The 13,171-nt window shown below is 71.0% G+C and carries 14 protein-coding genes and 1 tRNA gene; 13 read left to right on the top strand and 2 right to left on the bottom strand.

Going from position 1 to position 13,171, the window contains the following annotated elements; translation table 11 throughout:
• Window positions 1-63: 63 nt before the first annotated feature.
• The 5 genes from ACZ7GZ_RS01775 (at window position 64) to ACZ7GZ_RS01755 (ending at window position 4,823) form a co-directional block, all read left to right on the top strand.
• Window positions 64-489 carry a hypothetical protein gene (locus ACZ7GZ_RS01775; RefSeq protein ID WP_471019899.1) on the top strand — a complete coding sequence of 142 codons (426 nt, stop codon included), beginning with the start codon at window positions 64-66 and terminating at the stop codon, window positions 487-489.
• 129 nt (window positions 490-618) lie between these two features.
• Complete coding sequence (locus tag ACZ7GZ_RS01770) at window positions 619-1,584, top strand: phage baseplate protein (protein WP_471019897.1); 966 nt, start codon at window positions 619-621, stop codon at window positions 1,582-1,584.
• A 127-nt stretch (window positions 1,585-1,711) separates the two neighbouring features.
• On the top strand, window positions 1,712-2,998 hold the full coding sequence (locus tag ACZ7GZ_RS01765; RefSeq protein ID WP_471019895.1) for a glutamate-5-semialdehyde dehydrogenase: 1,287 nt from the start codon (window positions 1,712-1,714) through the stop codon (window positions 2,996-2,998).
• Between the two features lie 99 nt (window positions 2,999-3,097).
• On the top strand, window positions 3,098-3,664 hold the full coding sequence (locus ACZ7GZ_RS01760; RefSeq protein ID WP_471019892.1) for an SCO2584 family spore wall biosynthesis protein: 567 nt from the start codon (window positions 3,098-3,100) through the stop codon (window positions 3,662-3,664).
• Window positions 3,665-3,752: 88 nt separating this feature from the next.
• The gene (locus tag ACZ7GZ_RS01755; RefSeq protein WP_471019890.1) at window positions 3,753-4,823 is read left to right on the top strand and encodes an SCO2583 family membrane protein; all 1,071 of its coding nucleotides are present in this window, start codon (window positions 3,753-3,755) and stop codon (window positions 4,821-4,823) included.
• Window positions 4,824-4,987: 164 nt separating this feature from the next.
• On the opposite strand, the gene ACZ7GZ_RS01750 is transcribed toward ACZ7GZ_RS01755, so the two are convergent.
• The gene (locus tag ACZ7GZ_RS01750) at window positions 4,988-6,076 is read right to left on the bottom strand and encodes a M48 family metallopeptidase (protein ID WP_471019887.1); all 1,089 of its coding nucleotides are present in this window, start codon (window positions 6,074-6,076) and stop codon (window positions 4,988-4,990) included.
• A 101-nt stretch (window positions 6,077-6,177) separates the two neighbouring features.
• Between ACZ7GZ_RS01750 and ACZ7GZ_RS01745 the strand changes: the two genes are divergently transcribed.
• The 7 genes from ACZ7GZ_RS01745 to ACZ7GZ_RS01715 all read left to right on the top strand — a co-directional run bounded on the left by ACZ7GZ_RS01745 (window position 6,178) and on the right by ACZ7GZ_RS01715 (window position 10,484).
• Entirely contained in the window at window positions 6,178-6,342 is a 165-nt protein-coding gene (locus ACZ7GZ_RS01745; RefSeq protein WP_471019884.1) for a hypothetical protein, read from the top strand.
• A 121-nt stretch (window positions 6,343-6,463) separates the two neighbouring features.
• A complete protein-coding gene (locus tag ACZ7GZ_RS01740; RefSeq protein ID WP_471019881.1) occupies window positions 6,464-6,628 on the top strand; it encodes a hypothetical protein in 165 nt (54 codons plus the stop codon).
• Window positions 6,629-6,684: 56 nt separating this feature from the next.
• Window positions 6,685-7,371, top strand: coding sequence for a nicotinate-nucleotide adenylyltransferase (gene nadD, locus ACZ7GZ_RS01735; protein WP_471019879.1), 687 nt, complete (start codon window positions 6,685-6,687; stop codon window positions 7,369-7,371).
• A 16-nt stretch (window positions 7,372-7,387) separates the two neighbouring features.
• Window positions 7,388-9,106 carry an LCP family protein gene (locus ACZ7GZ_RS01730; RefSeq protein ID WP_471019876.1) on the top strand — a complete coding sequence of 573 codons (1,719 nt, stop codon included), beginning with the start codon at window positions 7,388-7,390 and terminating at the stop codon, window positions 9,104-9,106.
• 101 nt (window positions 9,107-9,207) lie between these two features.
• On the top strand, window positions 9,208-9,651 hold the full coding sequence (gene rsfS / locus ACZ7GZ_RS01725) for a ribosome silencing factor (RefSeq protein WP_471019874.1): 444 nt from the start codon (window positions 9,208-9,210) through the stop codon (window positions 9,649-9,651).
• Entirely contained in the window at window positions 9,651-10,319 is a 669-nt protein-coding gene (locus ACZ7GZ_RS01720; protein ID WP_471019871.1) for a histidine phosphatase family protein, read from the top strand. Before rsfS ends, ACZ7GZ_RS01720 begins: the two co-directional genes overlap by 1 nt.
• 92 nt (window positions 10,320-10,411) lie before the next feature.
• Window positions 10,412-10,484, top strand: a tRNA-Ala gene (locus tag ACZ7GZ_RS01715).
• A 50-nt stretch (window positions 10,485-10,534) separates the two neighbouring features.
• On the opposite strand, the gene ACZ7GZ_RS01710 is transcribed toward ACZ7GZ_RS01715, so the two are convergent.
• Window positions 10,535-11,452: a helix-turn-helix transcriptional regulator gene (locus ACZ7GZ_RS01710; protein ID WP_471020185.1), complete on the bottom strand. Its 918-nt coding sequence runs from the start codon at window positions 11,450-11,452 to the stop codon at window positions 10,535-10,537.
• A 295-nt stretch (window positions 11,453-11,747) separates the two neighbouring features.
• On the opposite strand from ACZ7GZ_RS01710, the gene ACZ7GZ_RS01705 reads away from it, so the two are divergent.
• The gene (locus ACZ7GZ_RS01705; protein WP_471020182.1) at window positions 11,748-13,112 is read left to right on the top strand and encodes an MFS transporter; all 1,365 of its coding nucleotides are present in this window, start codon (window positions 11,748-11,750) and stop codon (window positions 13,110-13,112) included.
• Window positions 13,113-13,171: the final 59 nt, after the last annotated feature.

Raw genomic sequence — 13,171 nt, 5'->3', positions numbered from 1 at the left:
CCGTAGGGCCTGCTCAACTTTGTGTCAGGACACGTTTCCGAGTGCTGGGTGAAGGAGGCCGTCGTGAGACGAGTGCGCCCTGGGGTGACAACCCGCGGTGCTCTGACGAGCGTCGCGGCCGGGGACGCCTACGAGGAGCCCAAGGACCTGCCCCGGTTGTGGCACGTCACCCTCAGCGTCTCCGGGGAGAACGTCCCCCTGCCGGACCTGCGCCGTTCCCTGGAGCAGCTGGCCCACGACCACCCCTTCCTCCTGACCAGCAGATACGCCACCGACCACGCCGAGATCAGGTACTGGGAAGAGGCCCGCGACCTGCACGACGCCGCCGCCGTCGCCCTGCGCCTGTGGGGCGAGCACCGGCAGAGCGCCGGGCTGCCCGCATGGGAGATCGTCGGCCTGGAGGTCATCGACCGCGAGACCTACCACCAGCGGATCGCCGAGGGCTACGGCCCCGCCCCCGCCACTCCCGTCGGCGTCCACCCCTTCTGAATCCGGCCCCTCCGGTCCCGCGCCGGTGCCCCGGCCCCGCACACCGGCCGCCAGGGACCGCCCGGTAGGTTCGGCGCGACGCATGTGGATCATGTGTCTCCGCTTACCAACCGCCATACAAGGGGGACCATGGAGCAGCACACCATCGGCCGTCGGGGGATCCTGCGGGCCGCGGGCGGTCTGGGGATCGCCGCGCTGGGCGTGGCGGCCGGGTCGGGCACGGCGTCCGCCGCGATCGCCGCCTCGCCGCGCTTCGACCTCACCGCGCCGTCCTACGACCTGTTCCGCGGCCGGCAACTGCACGACGACACCGTTCAGCAGGGCTTCGCCTTCGACAGCGTCAACAAGCGCCTCTTCGTCGCCCAGCGACGCAACGGCAGCGGTGAGACGTCCGGCGACCTCTGCATCACCGAGCTGGACTTCGCCGGCAACCGCGTCTCGGCCATGCACCTGACGGGCTTCGGCCACGGCGTCGCCTTCGGCGTCGAGCCTCGGGGCCGCGACAGCTGGCTGTGGACGGAGGTGGACGCGAACAAGAACGGCTACGGCACCCGGCTCGGCCGCTTCAAGTTCGTGCGGGGCGGCTCGTTGTCCCACACCTCTTCCGCGATCAAGAAGTACCGGCCGGTGGCGAGCGGCGTGGAGTTCACCTGCTCCATCGACCAGGTGAACGGCATCATGGTCGTCCGCCACCAGAAGAACGGCGCCAAGTACATCGCCGCCTACCGGATGAGCCAGGCCTCCGCGGGCGACTTCAGCAGCCCGGTGGCGTACTTCAAGCAGCCCTCGATCCCGGGCACGGCACAGGGGTACACCTCCTACGGCCGGTACCTGTACTTCCTGACGGGCAACGCCTACTCGGCGAGCAACCCGCGGCCCGGGAACACCCGCATCACCTGCGTCGACCTCAATTCCGGGGCCGTCAAGCAGGGGCCGGTTCCCACCAAGGCGGGCGAGAGCCTCTCCTACCGCGAGCCGGAGGGGCTGGCCGTCTACCGCACCGACTCGGGCCAGGCCCGCCTCTTCATCGGCTTCGCCTCCGGCACCGCGGGCGACCGCCGCTCGAACATCTTCTACAAGAAGGCGCTGATCTGACCCTGTGATCGAGTCCCGTGCCGCCGTAGCCGCCGGTGGCACGGGGCGCGCACGACCCCGGCGAGCTCGCCGTCTCGGCTTCCGGGACGGTTGCCGACCCCGTCCACAGGCGCACTACCCTGCGTGTATGACCACGCTCTCGCCGTACGACTCGATGTCCCCGGTCACCCAGGCCGCCTACCGGGCCAAGGCCGCCGCCGCCGACCTCGCGCCGCTCCCGCGCGCCGAGAAGGACGACGCGCTGCTCGCCATCGCCGACGCCCTGGAGGTCCGGACCAGCGAGATCGTCGAGGCCAACGCCAAGGACGTCGCCAAGGCCCGGGAGAACGGCATCAGCGAGGCCATCGTCGACCGGCTCACCCTCACCCCCGAGCGGGTCCGGGCCATCGCCTCCGACGTCCGGGACGTGGCGAAGCTGCCCGACCCGGTCGGCGAGGTCGTCCGTGGTTCCACCCTTCCCAACGGCATCGACCTGCGCCAGGTCCGCGTCCCGCTCGGCGTCGTCGGCATCATCTACGAGGCCCGTCCGAACGTCACCGTCGACGCCGCCGCCCTCTGTCTGAAGTCCGGCAACGCAGTCCTGCTGCGCGGCTCCGCCTCCGCCTACGAGTCCAACACCGCCCTCGTCCGCGTCATCCGCGACGCCGTCGGCGGCGCCGGGCTGCCCGCCGACGCCGTCCAGCTGGTACCCGGCGAGAGCCGCGAGTCCGTCCGCGAGCTGATGCGCGCCCGCGGCCTGGTCGACGTCCTCATCCCGCGCGGCGGCGCCTCCCTGATCCAGACCGTGGTCAGCGAGTCCACCGTCCCCGTGATCGAGACCGGCACCGGCAACTGCCACGTCTACGTCGACGCGGCGGCCGACATCGACATGGCGATCGACATCCTGATCAACTCCAAGGCCCAGCGGGTCAGCGTCTGCAACGCCGCCGAGACCCTCCTCGTCCACCAGGACATCGCCCCCGCGTTCCTGCCGCGCGCCCTCGACGCCCTCGCCGAGGCCGGCGTCACCGTGCATGCCGACGAGCGCGTGCTGGCCTACGCCGAGGACTCCAAGGCGACCGTCGTGGAGGCCGTGGCCGAGGACTGGGAGACCGAGTACCTCTCGTACGACATCGCCGCCGCCGTGGTGGATTCGCTGGACAAGGCCGTCGAGCACATCCGGCTGTGGACCTCCGGCCACACCGAGGCGATCGTCACCACCTCCCAGCAGGCCGCCCGCCGCTTCACCCAGCTGGTCGACTCCACCACCGTCGCCGTCAACGCCTCCACCCGTTTCACCGACGGCGGCCAGTTCGGCTTCGGCGCGGAGATCGGCATCTCCACCCAGAAGCTGCACGCCCGCGGCCCGATGGGCCTGCCCGAGCTGACCAGCACCAAGTACATCGTCACCGGCGACGGCCACGTGCGCCCCTGAGACTCACCCGTTCGGCCGCGCGTCCGAAAGGCGTCTCATCAGGCGGATGAATTTCCATACCGTCTGCCCAAATTGACCCCCCAGGTCTACTCTGGATCCGTGCCGGAGGACGTGGGGGGCACGCCGTTCTCTGACGGCTGGGAGCCCGACGACGACCACGACCGCGGGGTGTCGGACGAAGAGTTCGCCTCCGTGGTCTTCGACGAGGCCTTCGTACAGGCGGCCACGGTCCACGAGCCGACCGCCGTCGAACGCCTCCTGGCCGCCGCACAGGCCAGAGCAGAGGCCTCCGAGGCGGAGGCCCGCCGCGCCCACGCCCGGGGCGAGCGCTACGATGACGCCTACGGCCACGAAGGCACCGATTTCGGTCAAGATCGGGACGACGACGAGCTGGAGGACAGCTACGTCCTCGACGACCGCCACTTCGGCGGGTACGGCAAGCAGGTCCGCTGGCACCGGCCCGTCGCCTGGGTGCTGGCCGTCGTGATGGGCATCGGCATGGTCGCCCTGGCCTTCGCCGCCGTCTACCGAGGCGGCTCCGCCACCACCCGTGACGGGATACCGACACCCGCATCCACCGGCCTCGAACAGGGCAGCGCCGCCGCTCCCTCCGCCTCCGCCGAGACCTCCCAGCCCGCGGCCTCCGCCATCCCGCGCTCCCCCTGAACGCCCGCCCCGCTTTTGGTGAGCACCTGTCAGAAGTTGTCGTATAGCAGCGCGTTTACCTGAGGCCCGTGAGACCTACCCTGAAAGTATGGGCGGGCCTGCAGACCCACCGGAGGGCACACCCGAGGGCAGCCCCGCAGGTGGAGAGGACGAGTACCGATCCGTCGTCTTCGACGAGTCGTTCGTCCGTGCTGCCCGCCTCCAGGAGTACTCCGCCCAGGAGCGGATGGCCGACCACGCGCCCGCCGTACGCCGGCGCCCACCCCTGCATCGCGGACTCACCCGGCAGGCCCTGATCCTCGTCCTGCTGATCGCCGTCGCCTTCGTCACCGCCATCTACATGGGCGTCCGCCACCCCTACGGCACCCCGCAGGCCCGACGCACCGCCGAACCCCTGCGGACGACGGTGATCCCGCTCGCCCCTACGGCCAAGGTGCCCGGCGCCACCGACGCCGAGAGCCTGTACGCGCACAGCCCCGCCGCCCCGTACGAGGTCGGCGCCGAGGGCATACCCCTGCCGGTCTCCCGCAGCACCGCCCACTTCTCCGACAGCCAGGTGGTGACCGCCCTCACCACCGCCAAGGACTACATCGTCCGCTCCTCGCTCTACCCCGAGGTGCTCACCGGCCGCCAGGTGCACCCCGCCCGGTCCCTCCTCGACGCCGACCAGCTCGACCAGTTCGACCAGAGCATCCGCCACCCGGCGGCGGACGGCCGGCACGCCGCGACCGGCTGGCTGGTCCGCCTCGACCCCTCCCGCGTCCAGCTCGCCGACGACAGGATCCGCGTCCAGGGCGACCTGCAGGCCACCGAGAGCGACTCGGGCGCGCTGGAGGTCACCGCCGACCACACCTTCGTGTACGCGCTGCGCCCCGCCCGCGCCGCGGCGAACGCGGCCGTGTCCCTGTTCACGGTGCGCCGCGAGCTGACCTTCCGCTTCACCCGCGACGATCTGCGCACCCACCAGGTCCAGCTGGTCACGTCCTACGTCCAGGCGGGTCCTCTCGCCTGCGCCGAGGACTCGACCGCCTACCTCCGCCCCCTCCTGGCCGGCCAGACGGCCCGCACCGGTGGCCCCGCGGGCACCAATCCCTATCAGACGGACAGCCCTGCGGCCCTGTGCGGGACGCTGGCCGCTGAGGCTCAGCCGACGGTGTAGCGGGCGTTTCCCGGCGCCGGCCCGGGTGAGAGCGCGGCCTTTCCCGAACCGGATCGGGGCTCACGGCCGAGGAGGGCCGGCACCGCCGGAATCCACCGCCGTGGCTGAGCGCCGTTGCGGCGGGAAGAGGGATGCCGGTGCGGCGGGGGGAGAGAAGAGGGACGCTACTTCTCGTGCGGAGTGTCCGTCGGGCCCTCCTTCGCCGAGGGCGGGGACCGGAAGCCCTCGAAACCTCGGCGGACCCGGCCGCCCAGGTCGCCCGCGCCGCCCGCGAGGTCCGTGACCAGCTTCATCAGCGGGTCCTTGGAGGTCTTCACATCGCTCGCGTAGCTGGCCGCCGACTCGCGGAAGGAGTCGCTGACCGAGGTGTCCTGGTCCTCGTCACGCCGCGGATAGTGGCCGTCCATGATCCGCTGGAAGTCGCGGGACTCGGCCCACTTCTTCAGCTCGCCGGCCCGCACGGTGGTGAACGGGTGCGAGCGGGGCAGCACGTTCAGGATCTTCAGCACCGAGTCGCGCAGATCGCCCCCGGAGTCGTACTCCTCGGCCTGCTCCAGGAACGCGTCCACGTTCATCTCGTGCAGGTGGTTGCCGCCGGCGATCTTCATCAGGCCACGCATCGACGCCCGGACGTCCTGCCCCACCAGCAGCCCCGCCCGGTCCGCGGACAGCTCCGACTTGCGGAACCACTCCCTGAGCGCCGTGATGACCGCCATGATCGTGAGGTTGCCCAGCGGAATCCATGCCACCTTCAGCGCCAGGCTGGTCAGGAACAGCAGGATCGTGCGGTACACCGAGTGCCCGGACAGCGCGTGCCCCACCTCGTGCCCGACGACCGCCCGCATCTCCTCCTCGTCGAGGAGCTCCACGAGCCCCGTGGTGACGACGATGATCGGCTCGTCCAGGCCGATGCACATCGCGTTCGGCTGCGGGTCCTGCGTGACGTACATCGGCGGGACCTTCTCCAGGTCCAGGATGTAACAGGCGTCCAGCAGCATGTCGTGCAGGTGCTGGAACTGCCGCTCGGAGACCCGCACCGAGTCGGACAGGAACAGCAGTCTCAGGCTCCGCTCGGGCAGCAGCCCGCTGAGTGCCTTGAAGACGGTGTCGAATCCGCTCAGCTTGCGCAGCGCGACCAGGGCCGAGCGGTCGGCCGGATGCTCGTAGGCACGCGAGGAGATCCCCGGGAAGCGCCTGCGCTGCCTGCTCGGCACGCGCTCGTGCCCCGTGTGCTGCTGGCCGTCGTCGGACATGTCTTCCCCCAAGTGCGTCTGAGTGCCACTGTGCCCCCGAGGCGGGGCCCAGCCTAGGCGGAGATACCGTTGACGGGCAGTACAGCCGAAGGAGTCCACTCATGGATCACCACCCCGCAGCCGCGTGGCTGACCGAGGCCGCCTCGAGCGCCGTGCAGCAGCACGGGTCGGGGAACCTGCTCCGCATCGTCCTGATCGTGATGGCCCTGGGCTGTGTACTGACCGCCTGGTTCCTGCTGCGCGGCTACAAGCAGAAGGACGACTGACAGCCGCCGGAAGTTCCGGTCGGCCTCCCCATCGGAGGAGTCGGCGTGATCGCCGCGAGGCCGCCCGCTTACGATGAGCCGACATCTTTATCCCGCCCACACGCGATAGGTCCTGCCGAAGATGAGCTTCCACAGCGCCGCAGCCCAGTTGGTCACCCTTGCCGCCGAGGGCGAGCCGCACGGCGGAAACCACAACAGCCTGAACCCTGCCGTCACCGGCGGCGGCGCCCTGGTCATCCTGCTGCTCCTGCTGTGGATCACCACGCGCTTCAACCGCGACCGCTGAGCGGGGACCCCGTCCCCGGCCGGACACCCGAGGCCGGGCCGGTAGGGTCTGCACGCATGGGAGAGCAGGACATGCCTACCGGTCCGGCGTACGAGTCCGCCGACGACACGGTGAAGCACCCGCAGTACGGACCGGGCGACGGTCCCGTCCACACGGGCAAGCGACGCCTCGGTGTCATGGGCGGAACGTTCGACCCGATCCACCACGGGCACCTCGTGGCGGCAAGCGAGGTCGCCGCACAGTTCCAGCTGGACGAGGTGGTGTTCGTGCCCACCGGCCAGCCGTGGCAGAAGTCCCACCGCAAGGTCTCCCCGGCCGAGGACCGCTACCTGATGACGGTCATCGCGACCGCCGAGAACCCCCAGTTCTCCGTCAGCCGCATCGACATCGACCGCGGCGGCCCCACCTACACCGTGGACACACTGCGCGACCTGCGCGCCCTCAACCCCGACACCGACCTGTTCTTCATCACCGGTGCCGACGCCCTCGCCCAGCTGCTGACCTGGCGGGACAGCGAGGAACTGTTCTCCCTCGCCCATTTCATCGGCGTCACCCGCCCAGGACACCACCTGACCAACCCGGGTCTGCCGGAAGGAGGCGTCTCGCTCGTCGAGGTGCCGGCCATGGCCATCTCCTCCACGGACTGCCGGGCGAGAGTCGCCAAGGGAGACCCCATCTGGTACATGGTGCCGGACGGAGTCGTGCGCTACATCGCCAAGCGCCAGCTGTATCGCGGCGAGTGAGCCGAGAGGGGCACCGGTGAACGACCGATACGACACGGGCGACGGCGGCTACGGCGCCGGCCCGTACGAACTCGTCGGCTACGACGAGTACGGCCAGCCCGTGTACCGGCAGGTCCCGGCACAGCAGGCCCAGCAGGCGACCTATGACCCGTACACCCAACAGCAGGGCTACGGCTACGACCCCTACGCCACCGGTCAGCAGCCTCCGGTGCCCTCCTACGACACCGGCCGGCCCTCGCCGTCGTACGACGACCCGTACGGTTCCCAGGCCCCTTACGACGCCTACGGCACCGGCCCCCAGCAGGGCGCCGGCTACGACCCCTACGGGCAGGCCGCGAGCAGCGGGCAGCAGCCCCGGGTCGCCGAGCAGACCGCCTACATTCCGCAGCAGGCCGGTCCGGCGGAGCACCCGCACGCCCCGGCGCACTCCGGGGAGCCACGGGACGAGGGCGAAGAGGACTACCACACCGAGCAGTTCGCGTTCGTCGAGGAGCCGGACGGCGACTCCGAGGACGTCATCGACTGGCTGAAGTTCACCGAGAACCGCACCGAGCGCCGCGAGGAGGCCCGCCGCCGCGCCCGCAGCCGGATCACCGCCCTCCTCGTGGTCCTCGTCCTCGTCGCCGTCGGTGGCGTCGGTTACCTCTGGTACGCCGGAAAACTGCCCGGCCTGTCCTCCTCCGGTACCAAGGCCGTCGCGACCGCGCCCGTCAGCGCCCAGAAACGCGACGTGATCGTCGTCCACCTGCACAACACCGGCAAGGGCGGCACCTCCACGGCGCTGCTGGTCGACAACACCACCACCAAGCAGGGCAGCACCGTACTGTTGCCCAACTCCCTGGCCCTGAGCGGAGACGACGGCTCCACCACCACGCTCGCCAAGTCGGTGGGTGACGACGGCGCCTCCGGCACCCGCGACCAGCTCGACACCGTCCTCGGCACCAACATCCAGGGCACCTGGCGTCTCGACACCCCCTATCTGCAGAACCTCGTCGACCTGGTCGGCAACATCGACCTCGACACCAACACCGACGTGCCCGACCCGGACGCCAAGAAGAAGGGCGCCGAGCCGCTCGTCCACAAGGGCAGTGCCCAGACCCTCAGCGGCAAGATGGCCGTCGCCTACGCCACCTACCGCGCCGCCGGCGAGTCCGAAAACGCCCAGCTGGAGCGGTTCGGCCAGGTCATGCAGGGCGTGCTGCGCAAGCTGTCCTCCGACCCGTCGTCGGCGACGATCACCGTGCAGACCCTCGCGCAGATCCTCGACCCGCCGCTCACCGACAAGGACCTCGGCACCTTCCTCGCCAAGCTCGCCGACCTCGCCAAGAGCGGCGACTACAAGACCGCCCTGCTGCCCGTGCAGGCCGACGGCACCCTCAGCGCGAAGACCAGCGACAGTGTGGTCAAGGACATCCTCGGCGGCACCGCCAAGAGCCCTGACGCCGGCTCCGCGGTCCGGGTCTCCGTGCAGAACGCCACCGGTGTCAAGGACGACACGGAGAAGGCCCGCGTGGTGCTCCTCAACGGCGGCTTCACCTTCCTGGAGGGCGGCACCGCCTCCGGCGCCCAGGCCGCCTCGAAGGTGGTCTACTCGGACGCCTCCCACAAGCCGGACGCCGCCGAGGTCGCCAAGACCCTCGGCCTGCCCGCCGGCTCTGTGACCAAGGGAACCGTCTCCTCGGGTGCCGACGTCTCGGTCGTCCTCGGCCAGGACTACAAGCCCGCCGCATCCTGACCTGGGCCCGCGCACCCCACGTGCCACCGTAATCACGTGGGGTGCGCCCGACGGTCCGTGAGACCCTTGAGGTCCAGTGACCGCCGACCGAAAGCTTCGTAGTGACCGCCACCGACCGTTCTCTTGAGCTCATCAACACCGCCGCCCAGGCGGCGGCCGACAAGCTCGCCCACGACGTCATCGCCTACGACGTCAGCGACGTCCTGTCGATCACGGACGCCTTCCTGCTGGCCTCCGCACCGAACGACCGCCAGGTCAAGGCCATCGTCGACGAGATCGAGGAACGCCTGCTGAAGGACCTCGGCGCCAAGCCGGTGCGCCGCGAGGGCGACCGCGACTCCCGCTGGATCCTGCTCGACTACGTCGACATCGTCGTCCACGTCCAGCACAGCGAGGAGCGGGTCTTCTACGCCCTGGAGCGGCTGTGGAAGGACTGCCCCGAGCTGGAGCTGCCCGCCGACGCCAAGGCCACCCGCGGCAAGGCCGCGGAGCACGCCAGGCTCCAGGCCGCCGAGGCCGAGCAGGAGCCGGGCGGGGAATGGTGATGAGCGCCACCGGAGAGGTGACCGACCGCAAGGGCCGCGGCCGCCGCATCATCCTGTGGCGGCACGGGCAGACCGCCTGGAACGTCGAGCGCCGCTTCCAGGGCAGCACGGACGTCGCGCTGACCGAGACCGGTATCGGCCAGGCCCGCCGCGCCGCCCGGTTGCTGGCCTCCCTGGGGCCCGACGCGATCGTCTCCTCGGACCTGCAGCGGGCGGCGAACACGGCCGCCGAGCTGGCCGCCCTCACCGGCCTCGACGTCACCCGCGAGGAAGGCCTGCGCGAGACCTACGCGGGCGTCTGGCAGGGGCTGACGCACGACGAGATCATCGCCCGCTACAACGAGGAGTACGCCGCCTGGAAGCGCGGCGAGGCGGTCCGTCGCGGCGGCGGCGAACTGGAGGCCGAGGTCGCCGACCGCGCCGCACCCGTCGTCCTGCGCCACGCCGAGAAGCTGCCCGAGGACGGCACCCTCGTCGTCGTCAGCCACGGCGGCACCATCCGCACCACCATCGGCCGGCTCCTCGGCCTGGAGGCCCAGCACTGGGAGAGCCTCGGCGGCCTCTCCAACTGCTGCTGGTCCGTGCTCGGCGAGGGCGCCCGCGGCTGGCGCCTGCTGGAGCACAACGCGGGCACCCTTCCGGAGCCCGTCCTCGGCGACGACGACTGAACCGCCGCAGGATCCCGGACCCCGGATTTCACTTTCTGGCAGGTCACAGGCTAAAGTTCTTCTTGTTCGCCCCGCCGAGCGGGAAGAATGAAGGGGCTATAGCTCAGTTGGTAGAGCGCCTGCATGGCATGCAGGAGGTCAGGAGTTCAATTCTCCTTAGCTCCACTCGACACTCTGTTGAGTTGTCAAAGATCGATGATGAGGATCCCGTCCCCTCAGGGGGCGGGATTTTCTGTTGTGCGGGCGGGAGGCCACAGCCGCTCTCTCCGCTCGCGCAGCGCCGCGACCTTCGCCCGTGACGTCTCGTCCTGCGGCGTGTAGACCACGATCCGGCACTCGGGCATCCCGTCGATGGACAGCGACTGCGAGGCCAGTCGCATGTCGCCCACCGCCGCGTGACGGAAGGTCTTCCCCCGAGGGCCCGGCGGTATCACCTCACCGCTCGCCCAGAGTCTCCGGAACCAGGGGCTCGCCGCCGACAGCGCGCGTATGTAGTCCTCCCAGGCCGGCTCGCCCACGTGCCGGCCGTACGCCGACCGCAGTGTCGCCACCATCACCGGCAGTTCACGCTCCCGGTGCACCACCGGGCACGTCTCCTCCGGCACCGTGAACAGCGTCCACAACACGTTCGGCACACCGATCCCGCGGATCTCCGGGACCGTGAACAGGTCGCGGTAGGCCCGGTTGGCGGCCAGGACGTCGTACCGCGAGTTGTAGACCACGGCCAGCAGCGGGTCGAGGGCGTCGATGACGTCCTGCACCTGCGGGGCGACCCGCCGGGGCAGCCCCTCCGGTGCCGCCTCGAACGGCACCTCCGCCAGCCGGTACAGATGCTCCCGCTCCGGCGAGTCCAGCCGCAGTGTGCGGGCGACCGCGTCCAGCACCTGCGGCGAGGCGTTGATCGGCCGGCCCTGCTCCAGCCATGTGTACCAGGTCACGCCCACACCGGAGAGCTGGGCGACCTCCTCACGGCGCAGCCCCGGCGTGCGCCGCCGCAGGCCCGGTGGCATCCCCACGTCGGCCGGGGTCACCCGCGCCCGCCTGCTGCGCAGGAAGGCGGCCAGCTCCGGCCTGCGCCGCTGTGTGCTCGGCGACCGTGTCGCCCTCGTCGTGACCGTCGGCTCCGTCGCCATCGTCCAGCCCCCCGTCGTCCCCGTCTCCATCGTCGGCACCCGGGCCCAGCCCTGCCAGGTGCTGGCGGTACCAGCATCGCCGGGCACTCGGCACCGGTACCGGCCCGTCGTCAGGCTCGACGCCATGACGACGACATCCCGGACCGGGCCGGGCACCGAGCCCGTTCCGAACCCTGCGAACAGTGAAGCACCCGCCACTGACAGTGGCCATCCGATCGCTGACAGTGCGGAATCCCCCGTCACCGACAGTGAAGCACCCGGCACCGACAACCGGCCCGGGCTGCTGCTCGGGGTCCTGCTCGCCGCCCTGTTCATGGCGGCCCTCGACGTCTTCATCGTGAACGTCGCCGCCCCCACCATCGGTTCCGAACTCCATGCCTCGGGCGCCGATCTCCAGCTGGTCATCGCCGGTTACACCGTCTCCTACTCCGTGCTGATGATCACCGGTGCCCGGCTCGGCGACCGGCTCGGCCACGGTCGGGTGCATCTCGCCGGCGTCGCCCTGTTCACCGGGGCCTCGCTCGCCTGCGGCCTGGCACAGGGGGCGACCGAACTGATCGTCTTCCGGCTGGTGCAGGGCGCCGGCGCGGCGTTGGCCATCCCGCAGGTGCTCAGCCTCATCCAGCGCACGTTCACCGGCGAGGCGCGGGCCCGGGCGCTCGGCGCCTATTCGGCCGTCCTCGCCGTCGGCGCGGCGGCCGGTCAGATCGCGGGCGGAGTGCTGGTCGGCGCTGACCTCCTCGGCACGGGCTGGCGGCCGGTGTTCCTGGTCAACGTGCCGGTGGGTGCCCTGCTGCTCGTACTGGGCCGCCGGGTCCTGCCGATGGGCGCCTCGGGCCGGAAGGAGCGGGCCCGCGCGCTCGACCTGCCCGGACTGGTGCTGCTCGGCGCGGCCGTGTCGCTGCTGACGGTGCCGCTGGTGCTCGGGCAGGAGGAGGACTGGCCGGTGTGGTCCTGGCTTTCGCTGGCCGGAGCCGCGGTGCTGTTCGGGTTGTTCTGCGGGTACGAGTCCCGGCTGGCCCGGCGCGGCGGCGCCCCGCTGATCGCGCCCCGGGTGCTGCGTCATCCCGGGATCGGTCTGGCCGTCTTCCGCATCCTCGCCGTGATGTCGGTCAACGCCGGCTTCCTCTTCGCGCTGACCCTGCACGTCCAGGGCGGCCTCGGATACAGCGCGCTGCGGGCCGGGCTGAGCTTCGCCCCGACCGCCGCCGTCTTCGGGGCCGTCGGCCTGACCTGGCAAAGGTGGCCCGCCGGCCTGCGGCGCGTCCTGACCCCCGCCGGGTTCGCGCTGACCGCGGTGTCTGTGGCCGTCGTGGGGCTGGCCTTCCACGCGGGCGGCGACGGGGGAGCGGTCCTGTACGCGGGATACGCGGGCGTGGGCGCCGGGCTCGCGCTCGCCTTCAGCCCCACGCTCACCGGAGCGCTCGCCACCGTTCGGCCCGAGGACGCGGCGGACGCCAGCGGGCTGCTGGCGACGGTCGCGCAGCTCGGTCAGCTGATCGGCGTGGCGTCCTTCGGCACACTGTTCCTGAACCGGCTTGAGTCACTCGGCGTCCTGCGCTCGTATACCTCCGCGGAGGCGTTTTGGGTGTGCGCCTGGGCGCTGGCCGCAACGGCCGCCGCGGGGGCTGTGTCCGGACTGGTACTGAGGCGTCGCTGACCGTATTGCTCCGGCCGTGGCAGAATCAAACGGCCGGAAGGGGGCGTGGCCCGACGGGA

The organism is Streptomyces sp. NPDC037288, assembly GCF_055603265.1.
This window is presented reverse-complemented; position numbering and strand designations above follow the sequence as displayed.

Excerpts from the sequence above, each read along its gene's own strand:
- ACZ7GZ_RS01770 (WP_471019897.1), top strand. The coding sequence starts at position 619 with ATGGAGCAGCACACCATCGGCCGTCGGGGGATCCTGCGGGCCGCGGGC.
- ACZ7GZ_RS01765 (WP_471019895.1), top strand. The coding sequence starts at position 1,712 with ATGACCACGCTCTCGCCGTACGACTCGATGTCCCCGGTCACCCAGGCC.
- ACZ7GZ_RS01755 (WP_471019890.1), top strand. The coding sequence starts at position 3,753 with ATGGGCGGGCCTGCAGACCCACCGGAGGGCACACCCGAGGGCAGCCCC.
- ACZ7GZ_RS01750 (WP_471019887.1), bottom strand. The coding sequence starts at position 6,076 with ATGTCCGACGACGGCCAGCAGCACACGGGGCACGAGCGCGTGCCGAGC.
- ACZ7GZ_RS01745 (WP_471019884.1), top strand. The coding sequence starts at position 6,178 with ATGGATCACCACCCCGCAGCCGCGTGGCTGACCGAGGCCGCCTCGAGC.
- ACZ7GZ_RS01740 (WP_471019881.1), top strand. The coding sequence starts at position 6,464 with ATGAGCTTCCACAGCGCCGCAGCCCAGTTGGTCACCCTTGCCGCCGAG.
- nadD (WP_471019879.1), top strand. The coding sequence starts at position 6,685 with ATGGGAGAGCAGGACATGCCTACCGGTCCGGCGTACGAGTCCGCCGAC.
- ACZ7GZ_RS01720 (WP_471019871.1), top strand. The coding sequence starts at position 9,651 with ATGAGCGCCACCGGAGAGGTGACCGACCGCAAGGGCCGCGGCCGCCGC.
- ACZ7GZ_RS01710 (WP_471020185.1), bottom strand. The coding sequence starts at position 11,452 with ATGGCGACGGAGCCGACGGTCACGACGAGGGCGACACGGTCGCCGAGC.